The sequence below is a fragment of the Streptomyces sp. NK15101 genome (assembly GCF_020400725.1).
In the GTDB taxonomy this organism is placed as follows: Bacteria; Actinomycetota; Actinomycetes; order Streptomycetales; family Streptomycetaceae; genus Streptomyces.
In genome coordinates this window covers 139,875-153,405 of record NZ_JAINVG010000006.1, presented here as the reverse complement: position 1 = coordinate 153,405, position 13,531 = coordinate 139,875, and the positions used below count along the sequence as shown (strand labels likewise).

The 13,531-nt window shown below is 72.5% G+C and carries 11 protein-coding genes; 6 read left to right on the top strand and 5 right to left on the bottom strand.

The genetic code is table 11. The features are described from left to right. The first annotated feature begins 51 nt into the window (after positions 1-51). The 3 genes from K7G60_RS05280 to K7G60_RS05270 all read left to right on the top strand — a co-directional run bounded on the left by K7G60_RS05280 (position 52) and on the right by K7G60_RS05270 (position 5,407). Entirely contained in the window at positions 52-2,880 is a 2,829-nt protein-coding gene (locus K7G60_RS05280; RefSeq protein WP_225799608.1) for an RNA helicase, read from the top strand. A 235-nt stretch (positions 2,881-3,115) separates the two neighbouring features. Then, positions 3,116-4,504, top strand: coding sequence for a cytochrome P450 (locus K7G60_RS05275; protein ID WP_225799607.1), 1,389 nt, complete (start codon positions 3,116-3,118; stop codon positions 4,502-4,504). 99 nt (positions 4,505-4,603) lie between these two features. Continuing rightward, on the top strand, positions 4,604-5,407 hold the full coding sequence (locus K7G60_RS05270; RefSeq protein WP_225799606.1) for a bifunctional 2-polyprenyl-6-hydroxyphenol methylase/3-demethylubiquinol 3-O-methyltransferase UbiG: 804 nt from the start codon (positions 4,604-4,606) through the stop codon (positions 5,405-5,407). A 51-nt stretch (positions 5,408-5,458) separates the two neighbouring features. On the opposite strand, the gene K7G60_RS05265 is transcribed toward K7G60_RS05270, so the two are convergent. The 3 genes from K7G60_RS05265 to K7G60_RS05255 all read right to left on the bottom strand — a co-directional run bounded on the left by K7G60_RS05265 (position 5,459) and on the right by K7G60_RS05255 (position 7,406). Beyond that, positions 5,459-5,938 (bottom strand): hypothetical protein, encoded by a 480-nt coding sequence (locus K7G60_RS05265; protein ID WP_225799605.1) that lies wholly within the window; start codon positions 5,936-5,938, stop codon positions 5,459-5,461. Positions 5,939-6,048: 110 nt separating this feature from the next. Then, entirely contained in the window at positions 6,049-6,498 is a 450-nt protein-coding gene (locus K7G60_RS05260) for an ABA4-like family protein (protein ID WP_225799604.1), read from the bottom strand. Next, positions 6,495-7,406, bottom strand: a complete 912-nt coding sequence (locus K7G60_RS05255) for a hypothetical protein (protein ID WP_225799630.1) — start codon at positions 7,404-7,406, stop codon at positions 6,495-6,497. Before K7G60_RS05255 ends, K7G60_RS05260 begins: the two co-directional genes overlap by 4 nt. Positions 7,407-7,603: 197 nt before the next feature. Between K7G60_RS05255 and K7G60_RS05250 the strand changes: the two genes are divergently transcribed. Next, positions 7,604-8,278 (top strand): MerR family transcriptional regulator, encoded by a 675-nt coding sequence (locus tag K7G60_RS05250; RefSeq protein ID WP_225799603.1) that lies wholly within the window; start codon positions 7,604-7,606, stop codon positions 8,276-8,278. 161 nt (positions 8,279-8,439) lie between these two features. Here K7G60_RS05250 and K7G60_RS05245 read toward each other — a convergent pair whose 3' ends face one another. Together K7G60_RS05245 and K7G60_RS05240 are read right to left on the bottom strand one after the other, a co-directional pair. Continuing rightward, the gene (locus K7G60_RS05245; protein WP_225799602.1) at positions 8,440-9,276 is read right to left on the bottom strand and encodes a siderophore-interacting protein; all 837 of its coding nucleotides are present in this window, start codon (positions 9,274-9,276) and stop codon (positions 8,440-8,442) included. A gap of 116 nt (positions 9,277-9,392) precedes the next feature. After that, positions 9,393-10,298 carry a 5'-3' exonuclease gene (locus tag K7G60_RS05240; protein ID WP_225799629.1) on the bottom strand — a complete coding sequence of 302 codons (906 nt, stop codon included), beginning with the start codon at positions 10,296-10,298 and terminating at the stop codon, positions 9,393-9,395. 321 nt (positions 10,299-10,619) lie between these two features. Here K7G60_RS05240 and K7G60_RS05235 point away from each other — a divergent pair, with 321 nt between their 5' ends. Both K7G60_RS05235 and K7G60_RS05230 read left to right on the top strand, forming a co-directional pair. Then, complete coding sequence (locus tag K7G60_RS05235; protein WP_225799601.1) at positions 10,620-11,696, top strand: glycine betaine/L-proline ABC transporter ATP-binding protein; 1,077 nt, start codon at positions 10,620-10,622, stop codon at positions 11,694-11,696. Further along, on the top strand, positions 11,689-13,503 hold the full coding sequence (locus K7G60_RS05230; protein ID WP_225799600.1) for an ABC transporter permease/substrate binding protein: 1,815 nt from the start codon (positions 11,689-11,691) through the stop codon (positions 13,501-13,503). The genes K7G60_RS05235 and K7G60_RS05230 overlap by 8 nt, the downstream gene beginning before the upstream one ends. The last annotated feature ends 28 nt before the right edge of the window (positions 13,504-13,531 follow it).

The window sequence follows — 13,531 nt, the reverse complement described above, 5'->3', positions numbered from 1 at the left end:
TCGATAAAGATCGCGTCACTGTCACAGGTGGCGGGTAGGCTCGACAACAAGATGACAGAGGACCTCACACCAGCCGAGGCGTACGCGGCCGCCCTCGCCCGCAACGCCGAGCAGCGCACCGCACTGGCACCCTTCCGCGAGCTGTACGACTTCGGTCTGGACCCCTTCCAGATCGAAGCGTGCCAGGCCCTCGAGGCGGGGAAGGGCGTGCTCGTCGCCGCGCCCACGGGCTCCGGCAAGACCATCGTGGGCGAGTTCGCCGTCCACCTCGCCCTCGCCCAGGGCCGCAAGTGCTTCTACACGACCCCCATCAAGGCGCTGTCGAACCAGAAGTACGCCGACCTCGTCAAGCGGTACGGCCCCGAGAAGGTCGGCCTGCTCACCGGCGACAACAGCGTGAACGGCGACGCCCCGATCGTCGTCATGACCACCGAAGTCCTCCGCAACATGCTCTACGCGGGCTCCCAGGCCCTCTCCGGCCTCGGGTACGTCGTGATGGACGAGGTCCACTACCTCTCCGACCGCTTCCGCGGCGCCGTCTGGGAGGAAGTGATCATCCACCTCCCCGAGTCCGTCACCCTCGTCTCGCTCTCCGCGACCGTGTCCAACGCCGAGGAGTTCGGCGACTGGCTCGACACCGTCCGCGGCGACACCGAGGTCATCGTCTCGGAGAGCCGTCCCGTGCCCCTGTGGCAGCACGTCCTCGCCGGACGCCGGATGTACGACCTCTTCGAGGAGGAGACCGACCACGGCGGCCGCGGCGCCTCCCGGCGGGAGGTCAACCCCGACCTCCTCCGCCTCGCCCGCACCGAGAACACGCGCACGTACAACCCGCGCGACCGGCGGCGCGGCAAGATGGTCCGCGAGGCCGACCGCGAGCGCGAGCGCCGCCAGCGCTCCCGGATCTGGACCCCCGGCCGCCCCGAGGTCATCGAGCGCCTCGACGCCGAAGGCCTCCTGCCCGCGATCACCTTCATCTTCAGCCGCGCCGGCTGCGAGGCCGCCGTCCAGCAGTGCCTCTACGCCGGGCTCCGGCTGAACGACGACGAGGCGCGGCTGCGCGTCCGCGAGATCGTCGAGGCGCGCACGGCCGCCATCCCCAGCGAGGACCTGCACGTCCTCGGCTACTACGAGTGGCTCGAAGCCCTGGAGCGGGGCATCGCCGCCCACCACGCCGGCATGCTCCCGACCTTCAAGGAGGTCGTCGAGGAGCTCTTCGTCCGCGGCCTCGTCAAGGCCGTCTTCGCCACCGAGACCCTCGCCCTCGGCATCAACATGCCCGCGCGCACCGTCATCCTCGAGAAGCTCGTCAAGTGGAACGGCGAGCAGCACGCGGACATCACCCCCGGCGAGTACACCCAGCTCACCGGCCGCGCAGGCCGCCGCGGCATCGACGTCGAGGGCCACGCCGTCGTGCTCTGGCAGCGCGGACTCGACCCCGACCACCTCGCCGGACTCGCCGGCACGCGCACGTACCCCCTGCGCTCCAGCTTCAAGCCCTCGTACAACATGGCGGTCAACCTCGTCGACCAGTTCGGCCGGCACCGCTCGCGCGAGCTCCTGGAGACGTCCTTCGCCCAGTTCCAGGCCGACCGCTCCGTCGTGGGCATCTCGCGCCAGGTCCAGAAGAACGAGGAGGGGCTCCAGGGCTACCGCGAGGGCATGACCTGCCACCTGGGGGACTTCGAGGAGTACGCGCGGCTCCGCCGCGACCTCAAGGACCGCGAGACCGAGCTGGCCCGGCAGGGCGCCGCCCAGCGCCGGGCCCAGGCCGCCAGCTCCCTGGAGAAGCTCAAGCCCGGAGACGTCATCCACGTCCCCACCGGCAAGTTCGCGGGCCTCGCGCTCGTCCTCGACCCCGGCATCCCGGCCGGCCGCACCAACGGTCACCGGGGCTTCGAGCACCACGACGGGCCGCGGCCCCTCGTCCTCACCGCCGAGCGGCAGGTCAAGAGGCTCGCCTCCATCGACTTCCCGGTGCCGGTCGAGGCGCTGGAGCGCATGAGGATCCCCAAGTCCTTCAACCCGCGCTCCCCGCAGTCCCGCCGCGACCTCGCCTCCGCCCTGCGGACCAAGGCCGGGCACATCAACCCCGAGCGCCACCACCGGCAGCGGTCCGCGGCCGCCGACGACCGCGAGATCACCCGGCTGCGCACCGCCATCCGCGCGCACCCCTGCCACGGCTGCGACGAGCGCGAGGACCACGCCCGCTGGGCCGAGCGCTACCACCGTCTCCAGCGCGACACCCGGCAGCTGGAGCGGCGCATCGAGGGGCGCACCAACACCATCGCCCGCACCTTCGACCGGATCGTCGCGCTCCTCACCGAGCTCGACTACCTGCGCGGCGACGAGGTCACGGACAACGGCAAGCGGCTCGCCCGGCTCTACGGCGAGCTCGACCTGCTGGCGAGCGAGTGCCTCCGCGAGCGCGTCTGGGAGGGCCTCAAACCGGCCGAACTCGCCGCCTGCGTCTCGGCGCTGGTCTTCGAGGCGCGGCAGGCCGACGACGCCGTCGCACCCAAGCTGCCCACGGGCAACGCGAAGGCGGCGCTCGGCGAGATGGTCCGGATCTGGGGCCGGCTGGACGCCCTCGAAGAGGAGTTCAAGATCAACCAGGCGGAGGGGGTCGGCCAGCGCGAGCCCGACCTCGGCTTCGCCTGGGCCGCCTACCAGTGGGCCTCCGAGAAGAGCCTCGACGAGGTGCTCCGCGAGGCGGAGATGCCCGCGGGCGACTTCGTCCGCTGGTGCAAGCAGGTGATCGACGTCCTCGGACAGATCGCCGCGGCGGCGCCCAAGGAGAACAGCACGGTCGCCAAGAACGCCCGCAAGGCCGTGGACGCGCTGCTGCGCGGGGTCGTCGCCTACAGCTCGGTGGGCTGACGGTTCTTCCTTCCTCCCTTCAAGGCGAGTGCCCGCGGCGATCACGCCACGGGCACTCGCCCGTCTCCGGACGTCCGGCCCGGGTTGTCCACAGGTGGCCGTCCACAGGGGTGGCGCATGCGGGGCCCTTCCGCTTGCATGGACTCGCAGGCAGGGAAGGTCAGTCGGGGAGGGGACGCACATGGCCACGCAAGCCGGTCATCCGCATGCCGGGACACGGGACGAAGGGCGGCCGATGGGGGAAGGGGCAGAGGCGGGGGACGCGGCACCGGCGGGCCCGGTAGCGGCTCCGGTTGTCGCCGAGGGGCCGCGAGGCGTGCCCTTCCTGGGGAACCTGCCCGCCTTCGGCAAGAACCCCCTTGCCTTCTTCGAGGAGCTCCGGAGGCGCGGCGACTTCGTCCGCTGGCGCTTCGGCGGCAAGCCCTCGCTCTTCGTCGCGCACCCCGACGCGGTCGGCGAACTCCTCACCGAGGTCGAGCGCACCTTCGACCAGCCCGACCTCGGCATCGCCTTCCGTACGCTCCTCGGAAACGGCGTCATCGTCTCCAAGGGCGCGGACTGGCGGCGCAAGCGGTCCCTGGTCCAGCCCTCCGTCCGCCCGAAGCAGGTCCGCTCCTACGCGGCGACCATGGCCGAATGCGCCGTCGCCCTCGCCGACCGGTGGAGCGACGGACAGCGGGTCGACGTCAAGAAGGAGATGGCCGCCCTCACCCAGCTCGTCGCCGTCCGCACCATCTTCGGCGTCGACACGGCAGCCGACGCCGAGGCCATCGGCCGGGCCATGGACATCGCGCAGAAGGAGATCGGGGCCGAGTTCAGCGGCATCGGAGCGATACTGCCCGACTGGGTCCCCACCCCTGGACGCGCCCGGATCAAGCGAGCCACCGCCGTCATCGACGCGGAGGTCTCCCGCGTCGTGTCCCAGCACCGCGACGGCGGGACCGAGCGCCCCGATCTGCTCAGCCGTCTGCTCGCCGCCCGGGACGAGACCGGCGCGTCCCTCTCCGACCAGGAGATCCGGGACGAGACCGTCACCCTCTACATCGGCGGTCACGAGACCACGAGTTCCACCCTCGTCTGGGCCTGGTACCTGCTCTCCCGCAACCCCCGGGTCCGCGAGGCCCTCACGGAGGAACTCGACCGGGTCCTCGCCGACCGCGAACCGGGCTACGAGGACTACGCCTCCCTGACGTACACCCAGGCGGTCATCAAGGAGACCCTCCGGCTGTACCCCACGATCTGGCTGATCACCGGCCTGGCCAAGGAGGGCGCCACCCTCGGCGGCATGCCCGTGCCCGTCGGGACCCGCGTCTGGTCCAGCCAGTGGGCGACCCACCGCGACCCCCGCTGGTACGGCGACGCCGAGGCCTTCCGCCCCGAGCGGTGGACCGGAGGGGACGGTGAGGCCGCCGAGGAGATACCCGAGTACGCCTGGTTCCCCTTCGGCGGCGGTCCCCGCGTCTGCCTCGGCACCCGCTTCGCCCTTGTCGAAGCGGTCCTCGTCCTCGCGGTCCTGGCACGCCGCTACCACCTGGACGTCAGCGCGGACGAGATCCTCCCGGTCCCGAGCCTCACCCTCCAGCCGGACCGCGACGTCCTGGCCACGGTCCACGCCCGGAACTGAGCCCGGCGGGCCGGTCCCCGGGCGGGCCGGTCCCCGGTGGGCCTTTCCGGGCACGCCCTCGGGCCGTAGGCCTCGGCGACGTGCGGCTATGGTCGCGGAATGGCTCAAGACCACGAGAAGTTCGACACCGCCATGGCCACCTGGCAGGAATGGCAGGAGGCCCCCTGGGGCCGCCTCCGCTACACCCTCGCCGAGGCGAACCTCATGCGTCACCTCGACGACGGGGCCGGGGGCGAGCCGCTGCGGATCCTCGATCTGGCGGGCGGCGACGGCGGTGACGCGATGCGGCTCGCGGCACGGGGGCACCACGTCACCGTCGTCGACCTCTCGCCCGCCATGCTGGCCGCCGCCGGGGCGCGCGCCGCGGAGAGGGGACTGTCGGAGCGGGCGACCTGTGTCCGGGCCGATGTGCGCGCACTTCCGGCGGACCTCGCCGCGGGCGGCTTCGACGTGGTGCTGTGCCACAACCTCCTGCAGTACGTGGACGACGTGCCCGCCACCCTCGCCACGGCGCTCGGCCCGCTGAAGGAGGGAGGACTGTTCTCGGTGATGGCGATCAACCGGCACTCGGCGCCGCTGAACATCGCCGTCCGGGAGCTGGACCCCGCCGCCGCCCTGGCCGCACTCGACGGCGACCGGCTCCGGAACGAGATGTTCGACTCCGAGCTGACGCTCCACACGGCGGAGGAGATCATCCCGGTCCTGGGGGACCTCGGCTGCCGAGAGGTGCGGCACTACGGCATCCGCAGCTTCTGCGACTACCTCACCGACGACGCGCGCAAGTACGACCCGGCGTACTACGCCGACCTCGAACGCCTGGAACTCGCCACGACGGCACGAGCCCCGTACACGCACACGGCCCGCCTCTTCCAGCTCACGGCCCGGAAGGGACGAGCTTCCTGACGGTCCGTTCCCTGACGGACCGCCTCCTGACGGGGCGCCGCCTCCGGCGCGTCAGGGCCCGGAGGCGAGGGCCCTGGCCAGGTCCCGCAGGTCCTCGGCGCGCAGGACCCGGCCGGCGGAACCGGGGAGGGGGACGTGGAGGAGGGAGGTCCAGCGGGCGGGGACGGCACCCGGGCCGTACACCGAGCCCGCGAGGGTGCCCGTCAGGGCGGCCACCCCCGTTGTGGGCGGTCGTTCCGCCGGGGCGGCGCCCACCCGCGCCCCGTTGTGGGCAGTCGTTCCGCTCGAGCAGGGGGACCCCCTCGCCCCTGCGGGACGATTGCCCACACGGCGGGTGGGCCGGGGCACCGACCAGCAGGGCGCGGCGCCCACACGGGCGGGGGCGCGGGTCCGCATCAGCGAACCGTTCCCGGCGGCGCGTCCGTTGACCTGGAAGTGCCGTGCGGCGGCGACGTCCCAGGTGTCGCCGCCCGCCAGGACCTGCTCGGTCTGGAGGCCGATGTCCTTGGGGTCGGCCGCCGCCCAGCGCATCGCCGACGGCGGAACCCGGCACGGCGCCCACGGCGCGGTCGATGTCCGGCATCCGGTCAGGGCAGGGCGCGTGGTGGCCGCGCGGTCCACCCGGGGGTGGACCCCGGCCGTCACGCCGGTGCGAGCACCGGCTCTCGCTTCCTCCCGGCCGTCCGGAGCGCGCGGACGATCAGGAACAGGGGGAGGCCGACGGGGGAGAGGAGGACGGTCAGGAGGAGCAGGGGAGCCATCACGAGCGGGGGGACCGAGAGGCGGCGGGCCTCGCGGTACATCCACTGGCCGAGGAGGAGGTCCCAGGCGATGACTTGGGCCCAGAGGGCTCCGGCGCCGTTCGCGAGGGCGGTGAGGTCGCGGAAGGTGTCGATGTCGGGGCTGCTGACCGCGGCCCACAGTTCGGGCAGGACGGGGGCGGCGAACACCGCCCAGAGGACCAGGAGGGGCAGGACGGTCAGCGGCGAGGCCGCGAGCCGTTCGGTACCCCGCCAGCGCGGCGCGAAGATCATGAGCAGCCAGACCGGCGCCGCGAGGAAGAACGTCAGCTCGAAGAGGAAGCCGGTCATGCCATGACCTCCTCGGCGCGGGCGGGGGAGGTGGCGGTGGTGCGGAGGGACAGCGCCGCGGCCGCTCCGCCGAGCAGCACGATGGCCCCCGCGCCGGCGAGCGTCGCGCCGTCCGGTGCCAACAGCGCCTGACCGCGCAGCGCCTGCCAGGTCAGCAGGACGAAGGTCGCCGCGTACGCCGCCGAGGCCGTGAGCGTGAGGCGCAGCCGCACCTCCTCGTCGGCCAGTCGCGCGAGGCCGGGGAAACGGTCGGAGCGCGCGGCGAGGGCGGCCAGGACGATCAGCAGCAGGGGGAGCAGCTGGAGCGCGTGCATCCCGAAGAAGTGGGGCACCCGCAGGTCGCCGCCGGTGGTCGCCCAGCCGGTCAGCGGCATCGACGGCCCGCCGTCGGGGACCCCGACGCTGTGGGCGCCGGAGATCGGTACGTCGTCGACCGCGAGCTGCTCCGGAGTGGGCCGGACCATCAGGAAACCGACGGCGGCGCCCGCCAGGGCGATCAGGGAAGAGAGCCGCACGGCCCAGGCCATGGCCCGGTCGAGGATCCGGGCGCGCAGCAGGAGTACCGCGATGACCAGGGCGGCCAGCCACAGCACGGCGACGGTGGCGCCCATGAGCGAGAAGACGGCGCTGTCGAAGGGGGTGGCGTGGTTGAAGTGGCTCCGGGTGCCGCGGATCACCTGGAGGGTGATGAGCACCATCTCGATGGCGCTGGTGACGCTGAGCACCGTCCCGGCCCACCAGCCGACCCGCCGGCCACGGGGGAGCAGCGAGAGCATCCAGGCCAGGGAGAGGCCGTAGGCGATGAACGAGACCGAGAACTTGAAGGGCTTGGTCCAGATGGGGACGCCGACCAGTATCCGGTCGTCGACGACGATGCCGACGGCGGAGACGAGGGCGAGGACGCCCATCGCGGCGACGAACCAGAGCAGGGGGCGGTGCAGCCGGAGAGGCGGGGTGACGTGGGCGTGTGGGCTCGACGAAGACATACGGATCCCCCCGTGGGAATGTATGGATAGTGGCACTCGCCGCTATCTGATAGCGCCACTATCTATGATGGAGGTGTCGGTCGGCAAGGCCGGAGAGAGACCGGAAAGGTGAACACGCGGTGCGCATCGGAGAGTTGAGTCGAAGGACCGGAGTGTCCGTGCCGACGATCAAGTTCTACGTACGGGAGGGGCTGCTGCCGGCCGGAGAGCTGACGAGCCCGAACCAGGCCTCGTACGGAGAGGCGCACGTGCGGCGGCTACGCCTGATCCGGGCGCTCCTCGACGTGGGCGGCCTGTCGGTGGCGGCGATCCGCGGGGTGGTCGTGGCGGTCGACGACCCGGAGAGGTCGGTGCACCGGGTGCTGGGCGCGGCGACCGGCCCGATGGTGCCGCGCTACGACCGTGAGCCCGGCGAGGGTGTCGAGGAGGCGCGGAAGACGGTCACGGAGCTGATCGCGGCGCGGGGCTGGCACACCAACACCTCCAGCCCGGCGGCGGAGGCCCTCGCGGTGGCCCTCGCGGCGCTCGACGAAGTCGGGCACGGGCGGTTCGCCGAAGTCCTGGACGCCTACGCGGACGCGGCGGAGCGGGTGGCGCGGGCCGACCTGGACTACGTGGCGCACCACGTGGCGCGGGAAGAGCTGGTCGAGAGCGCGGTCGTCGGCACGGTCCTCGGCGACGCGATCTTCTCCGCCCTGCGCCGCCTGGCCCACATGGACGCCTCGGAGCGCACTTTCGGGCGGGCCGCGCAGGCGGGGGAGCGGGACGGCGAAGGGGGCCCGGGGCTTCCGTAGCCCCGGGCCCCCTTCCCGGCTCTCCTGCCGGCCTCGGCGCTGCTCGCCTCGGCTCTCTGCGCGCGTCGGTTTTCTGCCCGCGTCAGTTCTGTCCGCGTCAGCCCTGCTCGCGTCAGCCCTGCCCGCGGAAGCTTTCTGCGCGCGGCGGTTTTCTGCTCGTGTCAGCTCTCCTGCTCGCGTTCCACCTGCTCGTTCCACTCGCGCTTGATCGCGCGCCACGCCTCGTCCGACTTGCCCAGGCGCCAGTAGCCCGAGATCGACAGGCGCTCCCGCGCCACGCCCCGGTCGAGCCGCAGGTGTCGGCGCAGCTCCTTCACGAAGCCCGCCTCGCCGTGGACGAAGGCGTGCACGTCGCCCGCCGGGAAGTCCAGCGACGTGACCGCCCCGACCAGCGCCTCGCCCACCGGGCGGTCGCCCCGGTGCAGCCACGTGACGTCGATGCCCGTACCCGAGGCCAGCTTCTGCTCCTCGGCCGCGTCCGCGACCTCGATCAGGACGTGCGCCCGCGCGCCCTCGGGCAGCTGCTCCAGGGCCGCCGCGATCGCCGGGAGCGCGCTCTCGTCGCCCGCGAGCAGGTGCCAGTCCGCCGCAGGGTCCGGCGCGTAGCCGCCGCCGGGGCCGAGGAAGCGCACCGTCTCGCCCGCCTGGGCGCGCGCCGCCCAGGGACCCGCCAGGCCCTCGTCGCCGTGGACCACGAAGTCGATGGTCAGCTCGCGGTGGACCGGGTCCCACGCCCGCACCGTGTACGTCCGCGTCGTCGGCCACTGCTCCCGGGGGAACTCCGCCCGGATCCGCTCCATGTCGAACGGCTCCGGGTAGGCGACCCCCTCCGGAGCGAACAGCAGCTTCACGTAGTGGTCGGTGTAGGTGTCCGCCGTGAAGTCCTCGAGCCCGGGTCCGCCCAGCACGACCCGCACCATGTGCGGGGTGATCCGCTCGGTGTGCACCACACGCGCTTCGGTGGCCTTCGGTGCCTTGCGGGTCTGCTGCTCTGCCACGAGGGGCTCTCCTGACTCTGCGAACTTAGGTATGCCTAAGCTAGCATCCCGCGGCGGGAAAGGCCCGGGCGGCTACGGACCGCCCTGGATTCCGTGCACTCCGTGGCCTTCCCTCTTCAGCGCTCCAGGACCGGCAGCAGGCGCCCCACCGCGCCGCCCAGGTTCCACCGCTTCACCAGTGCCTCCAGGGCGGCCGGGTCGCGGGGAGCGGTCGGCAGGGCCGGGTCGAACTCCGGGAGCGGCACGTCGGCGGCGACCCGCACCACCGTCGGCGCCACGTCCAGGTACGCGGCCGCCTCCACGATCCCGCGCCGCTTCGCCGGCGTCAGCTTCGACGTCCGGTCCTCCGCCGCCGCCCGGACGCCGGCCAGGTCCCCGTACTCCGTGATCAGCTGCGCCGCCGTCTTCTCGCCGATGCCCTTCACCCCGGGCAGTCCGTCGCTCGTGTCCCCGCGCAGCGCCGCGAAGTCCGCGTACTGATCGGGCCGCACCCCGTACTTCGCGCGGATCAGCTCCGCGTCCACCAGGTCGCAGTCGCCGACGCCCTTGCGGGGGTACAGCACGCGGACGCCCCGGGTGTCGTCCACCAGCTGGAAGAGGTCGCGGTCGCCGGTGACGATGTCCACCGGTCCGTCGGCGCGGCCCGCCAGCGTCCCGATCACGTCGTCCGCCTCGTACCCGGCCGCCCCGACCCGCGCGATGCCGAGCGCCGCCAGGACCTCCTCGATCACCGGCACCTGCGGGGACAGCGTGTCCGGGACCTCCTCCACGTCCGGGCCCGTCGCCGTCTCCTCGGCCACCCGGTGCGCCTTGTACGAGGGGATCAGGTCCACCCGCCACTGCGGCCGCCAGTCCTCGTCCCAGCAGGCGACCAGATCGTCGGGGCGGTGGTCCTGGACGAGCCGGGTGATGAAGTCGAGCAGCCCGCGCACGGCGTTCACCGGGGTGCCGTCCGGCGCCCGGACGGAGTCCGGCACGCCGAAGTACGCGCGGAAGTAGAGGCTGGCGGTGTCGAGGAGCATCAGGCGTCGCGTCACACCCCCGATCATGCCGCACCCCACCGACAGGCCCCTCCCGCCGGGGTCCGCTCCCGCCCGCGGCCCCTCCGGACGGGCAGGGCGCCGCCCCGCCCGTCCACCCCCGGAACGCTCGCGTGACCCCCGTCACCTTTGCGTTTGCACCCTGTGAAGCAGGGCATGCGCGAGCCCGGAGCGGAACCCGGTACGGAATTCAACGAAAAGGATCCCCGTACGCGACGGGCCCGCGGGCCGATCCCGCCCGCTCCACGGCCCAGCCGCGCGGGGGTGGTGGGGCCGTTCTTCGTTCCTACCCGTGAGGTGTATGTGTCCAGGCTCCAGGCCGATCATCTGTACAAGGTGTTCGGCAGACGACCCGACGAAGCCGTCCGCAGGCTCGCCGACGGCGCCGACCGCGAGGAGCTGCGCGCCGAGGGGACGACCGCCGCCGTCGTCGACGCCGGCTTCACCGTCGAACCCGGTCAGATCTTCGTCGTGATGGGCCTGTCCGGCTCCGGGAAGTCGACCCTCCTCCGCATGCTCAACGGCCTGCTCGAACCCACCGCGGGCCGGGTCCTCTACGACGGTCACGACCTCACCGCGCTCTCCCCCCGCGAGCTGCGCGAGGTCCGCTCCAGCAAGATCAGCATGGTCTTCCAGCACTTCGCACTGTTCCCGCACCGAAACGTCCTGGAGAACGCCGCCTACGGCTTGGAGGTCCAGGGCGTGCCCCGCGCCGAGCGCGAGACCCGCGCCGCCGAGGCCCTCGAACTGTGCGGCCTCGCCGGCTGGGAGAAGTCCTGGCCCGACGAGCTCTCCGGCGGCATGCAGCAGCGCGTCGGCCTGGCCCGTGCCCTCGCCACCGACGCCGACCTGCTCCTGATGGACGAGTCCTTCAGCGCGCTCGACCCGCTGATCCGCCGCGACATGCAGGACCAGCTCCTCGTGCTCCAGCAGCGCCTGAAGAAGACCATCGTCTTCATCACCCACGACCTCAACGAGGCCATGCGCCTCGGCGACCGGATCGCCGTCATGCGCAACGGCAGGATCGTCCAGCTCGGCACGGCCGAGGACATCCTCGTCCGCCCCGCCGACGACTACGTGGCCTCCTTCATCCAGGACGTCGACCGCTCCCGGGTGCTCACCGCCGCGTCCGTCATGACGGACGCCGCCGCTCCGGCCGACTGCCCCGACGACTGCACCTGCCGGCCCGTCGGACCCGACACCCTCGTCGCCGACCTGTGCGCCGTCGCCGCCCTGGCCCCGCACCCGGTGGCCGTCGAGGACACCGACGGCTCCGTCCTCGGAGTCGTACCGACCGAACGTCTCCTCGCCGTCATGGGCGGTGTCGCCGCGACGAACGTCCCGTCCGCCGAGGCCCAGGAGGTGACCGCCGGTGCCTAGGCTTCCCCTCGGCCGGTGGGTCGACAGCTCCGTCGACTGGCTCCAGGCCCAGTTCTCCTGGCTCTTCGACGCCGTCAGCGCCGGCGTCACCGGCCTCTACGACGGCATCGACGCCGTCCTGTCCGCGCCCCAGCCACTGCTCTTCGCCGGCATCCTCGCCGTCGCCGCCTGGTGGCTGCGCGGCCTCGCCGCCGGAGCGCTCGCCTTCGCCGGCTTCGCGCTCGTCGACTCGGTCCAGTTGTGGGACGAGGCCATGGCGACGCTCTCCCTCGTCCTCGTCGCCACCCTCGTCACCCTGGTGATCGCCGTCCCGCTCGGCATCCGGGCGGCCCGCTCGAAGACCGTCAGCGCCGTCCTGCGGCCCGTCCTCGACTTCATGCAGACCATGCCGGCGATGGTCTACCTCATCCCCGGCATCATCTTCTTCGGCGTCGGCGTGGTCCCGGGCATCATCGCCACCATCGTCTTCGCGCTGCCCCCGGGCGTGCGCATGACCGAGCTCGGCATCCGCCAGGTCGACGGCGAACTCGTCGAGGCCGCCGAGGCGTTCGGCACCACCCCGCGCAACACGCTGCTGCGCGTGCAGCTGCCGCTCGCCCTGCCGACCATCATGGCCGGCGTCAACCAGGTCATCATGCTCGGCCTCTCCATGGTCGTCATCGCCGGCATGGTCGGCGGCGGCGGACTCGGCGGCGCCGTCTACCGCGCCATCGGCAACGTCGACATCGGCCTCGGCTTCGAGGCCGGCGTCTCCATCGTCGTCCTCGCCATGTACCTGGACCGGATGACCGGCGCGCTCGGCCGCCAGGTCTCCCCGCTGGGCCGCCGCGCCGCCGCCAAGGCCCGCGCCGCGCTGGGCGCCAAGCGGTCCGGAGCCAAGCTCTGGGCCCACCGCCCGCAGCCCGTCACCGCCCTCGTCGGCGTCGTCGTCCTCGCCCTCGCCGCCGGCGGCATGGGCTTCCTCGGCGGCTCCGGCGGCGCGACCTCCGCCGCCGCCTCGGGTCCGGACGGCGGCCACGGCAAGAAGGTCAGCATCGGCTACATCCCCTGGGACGAGGGCATCGCCTCCACGTACCTCTGGAAGGAGCTCCTGGAGCGCCGCGGCTACGAGGTCGAGACCAAGCAGCTGGAGGCCGGCGCCCTCTACACCGGCCTCGCGGGCGGGCAGCTCGACTTCCAGACCGACGCCTGGCTCCCCGTCACCCACGCCCAGTACTGGGAGAAGTACCGGAACAAGCTGGAGGACCTCGGCTCCTGGTACGGCCCCACCTCCCTGGAGCTCTCCGTCCCCTCGTACGTGAAGGGCGTCGACTCCCTCGCCGACCTCAAGGGCAAGGCCGGGCGGTTCAAGGGCCGGATCGTCGGCATCGAGCCCAGCGCCGGAATGATGGGCATCCTCAAGGACAAGGTCCTGAAGGACTACGGCCTGGAGGGCGAGTACGAGGTCGTCGACGGCTCCACGCCCGGCATGCTCGCCGAGCTGAAGCGCGCGTACGACCGCAAGGAACCCGTCGTCGTCACCCTCTGGTCGCCGCACTGGGCCTACTCCGCCCACGACCTGAAGAAGCTCGACGACCCCAAGGGCTCCTGGGGCAAGGGCGACGGCGTCCACACCCTCGCCCGCAAGGGGTTCGCCGCGGAGAACCCCGAGGTCGGCGCCTGGCTGAAGAACTTCTCGCTGACCGAGAAGCAGCTGACGGATCTCGAGGCCGTCATCCAGGAGACCGGCAAGGGCAAGGAGCAGCAGGCCGTCCGCACCTGGCTGGACCGGAACCCCGGCCTCGCGGAGAAGCTCGCCCCGCAGTAGGGGGCCTTCGTTCACTGGCCGAAAAGGG

Coding starts and splice junctions, on each gene's coding strand:
- K7G60_RS05280 (WP_225799608.1), top strand. CDS start 52: ATGACAGAGGACCTCACACCAGCCGAGGCGTACGCGGCCGCCCTCGCC.
- K7G60_RS05255 (WP_225799630.1), bottom strand. CDS start 7,406: ATGGGCGTCCTCGCCCTCGTCTCCGCCGTCGGCATCGTCGTCGACGAC.
- K7G60_RS05240 (WP_225799629.1), bottom strand. CDS start 10,298: ATGCTCCTCGACACCGCCAGCCTCTACTTCCGCGCGTACTTCGGCGTG.
- K7G60_RS05270 (WP_225799606.1), top strand. CDS start 4,604: ATGGCTCAAGACCACGAGAAGTTCGACACCGCCATGGCCACCTGGCAG.
- K7G60_RS05275 (WP_225799607.1), top strand. CDS start 3,116: ATGGGGGAAGGGGCAGAGGCGGGGGACGCGGCACCGGCGGGCCCGGTA.
- K7G60_RS05265 (WP_225799605.1), bottom strand. CDS start 5,938: ATGCGCTGGGCGGCGGCCGACCCCAAGGACATCGGCCTCCAGACCGAG.
- K7G60_RS05260 (WP_225799604.1), bottom strand. CDS start 6,498: ATGACCGGCTTCCTCTTCGAGCTGACGTTCTTCCTCGCGGCGCCGGTC.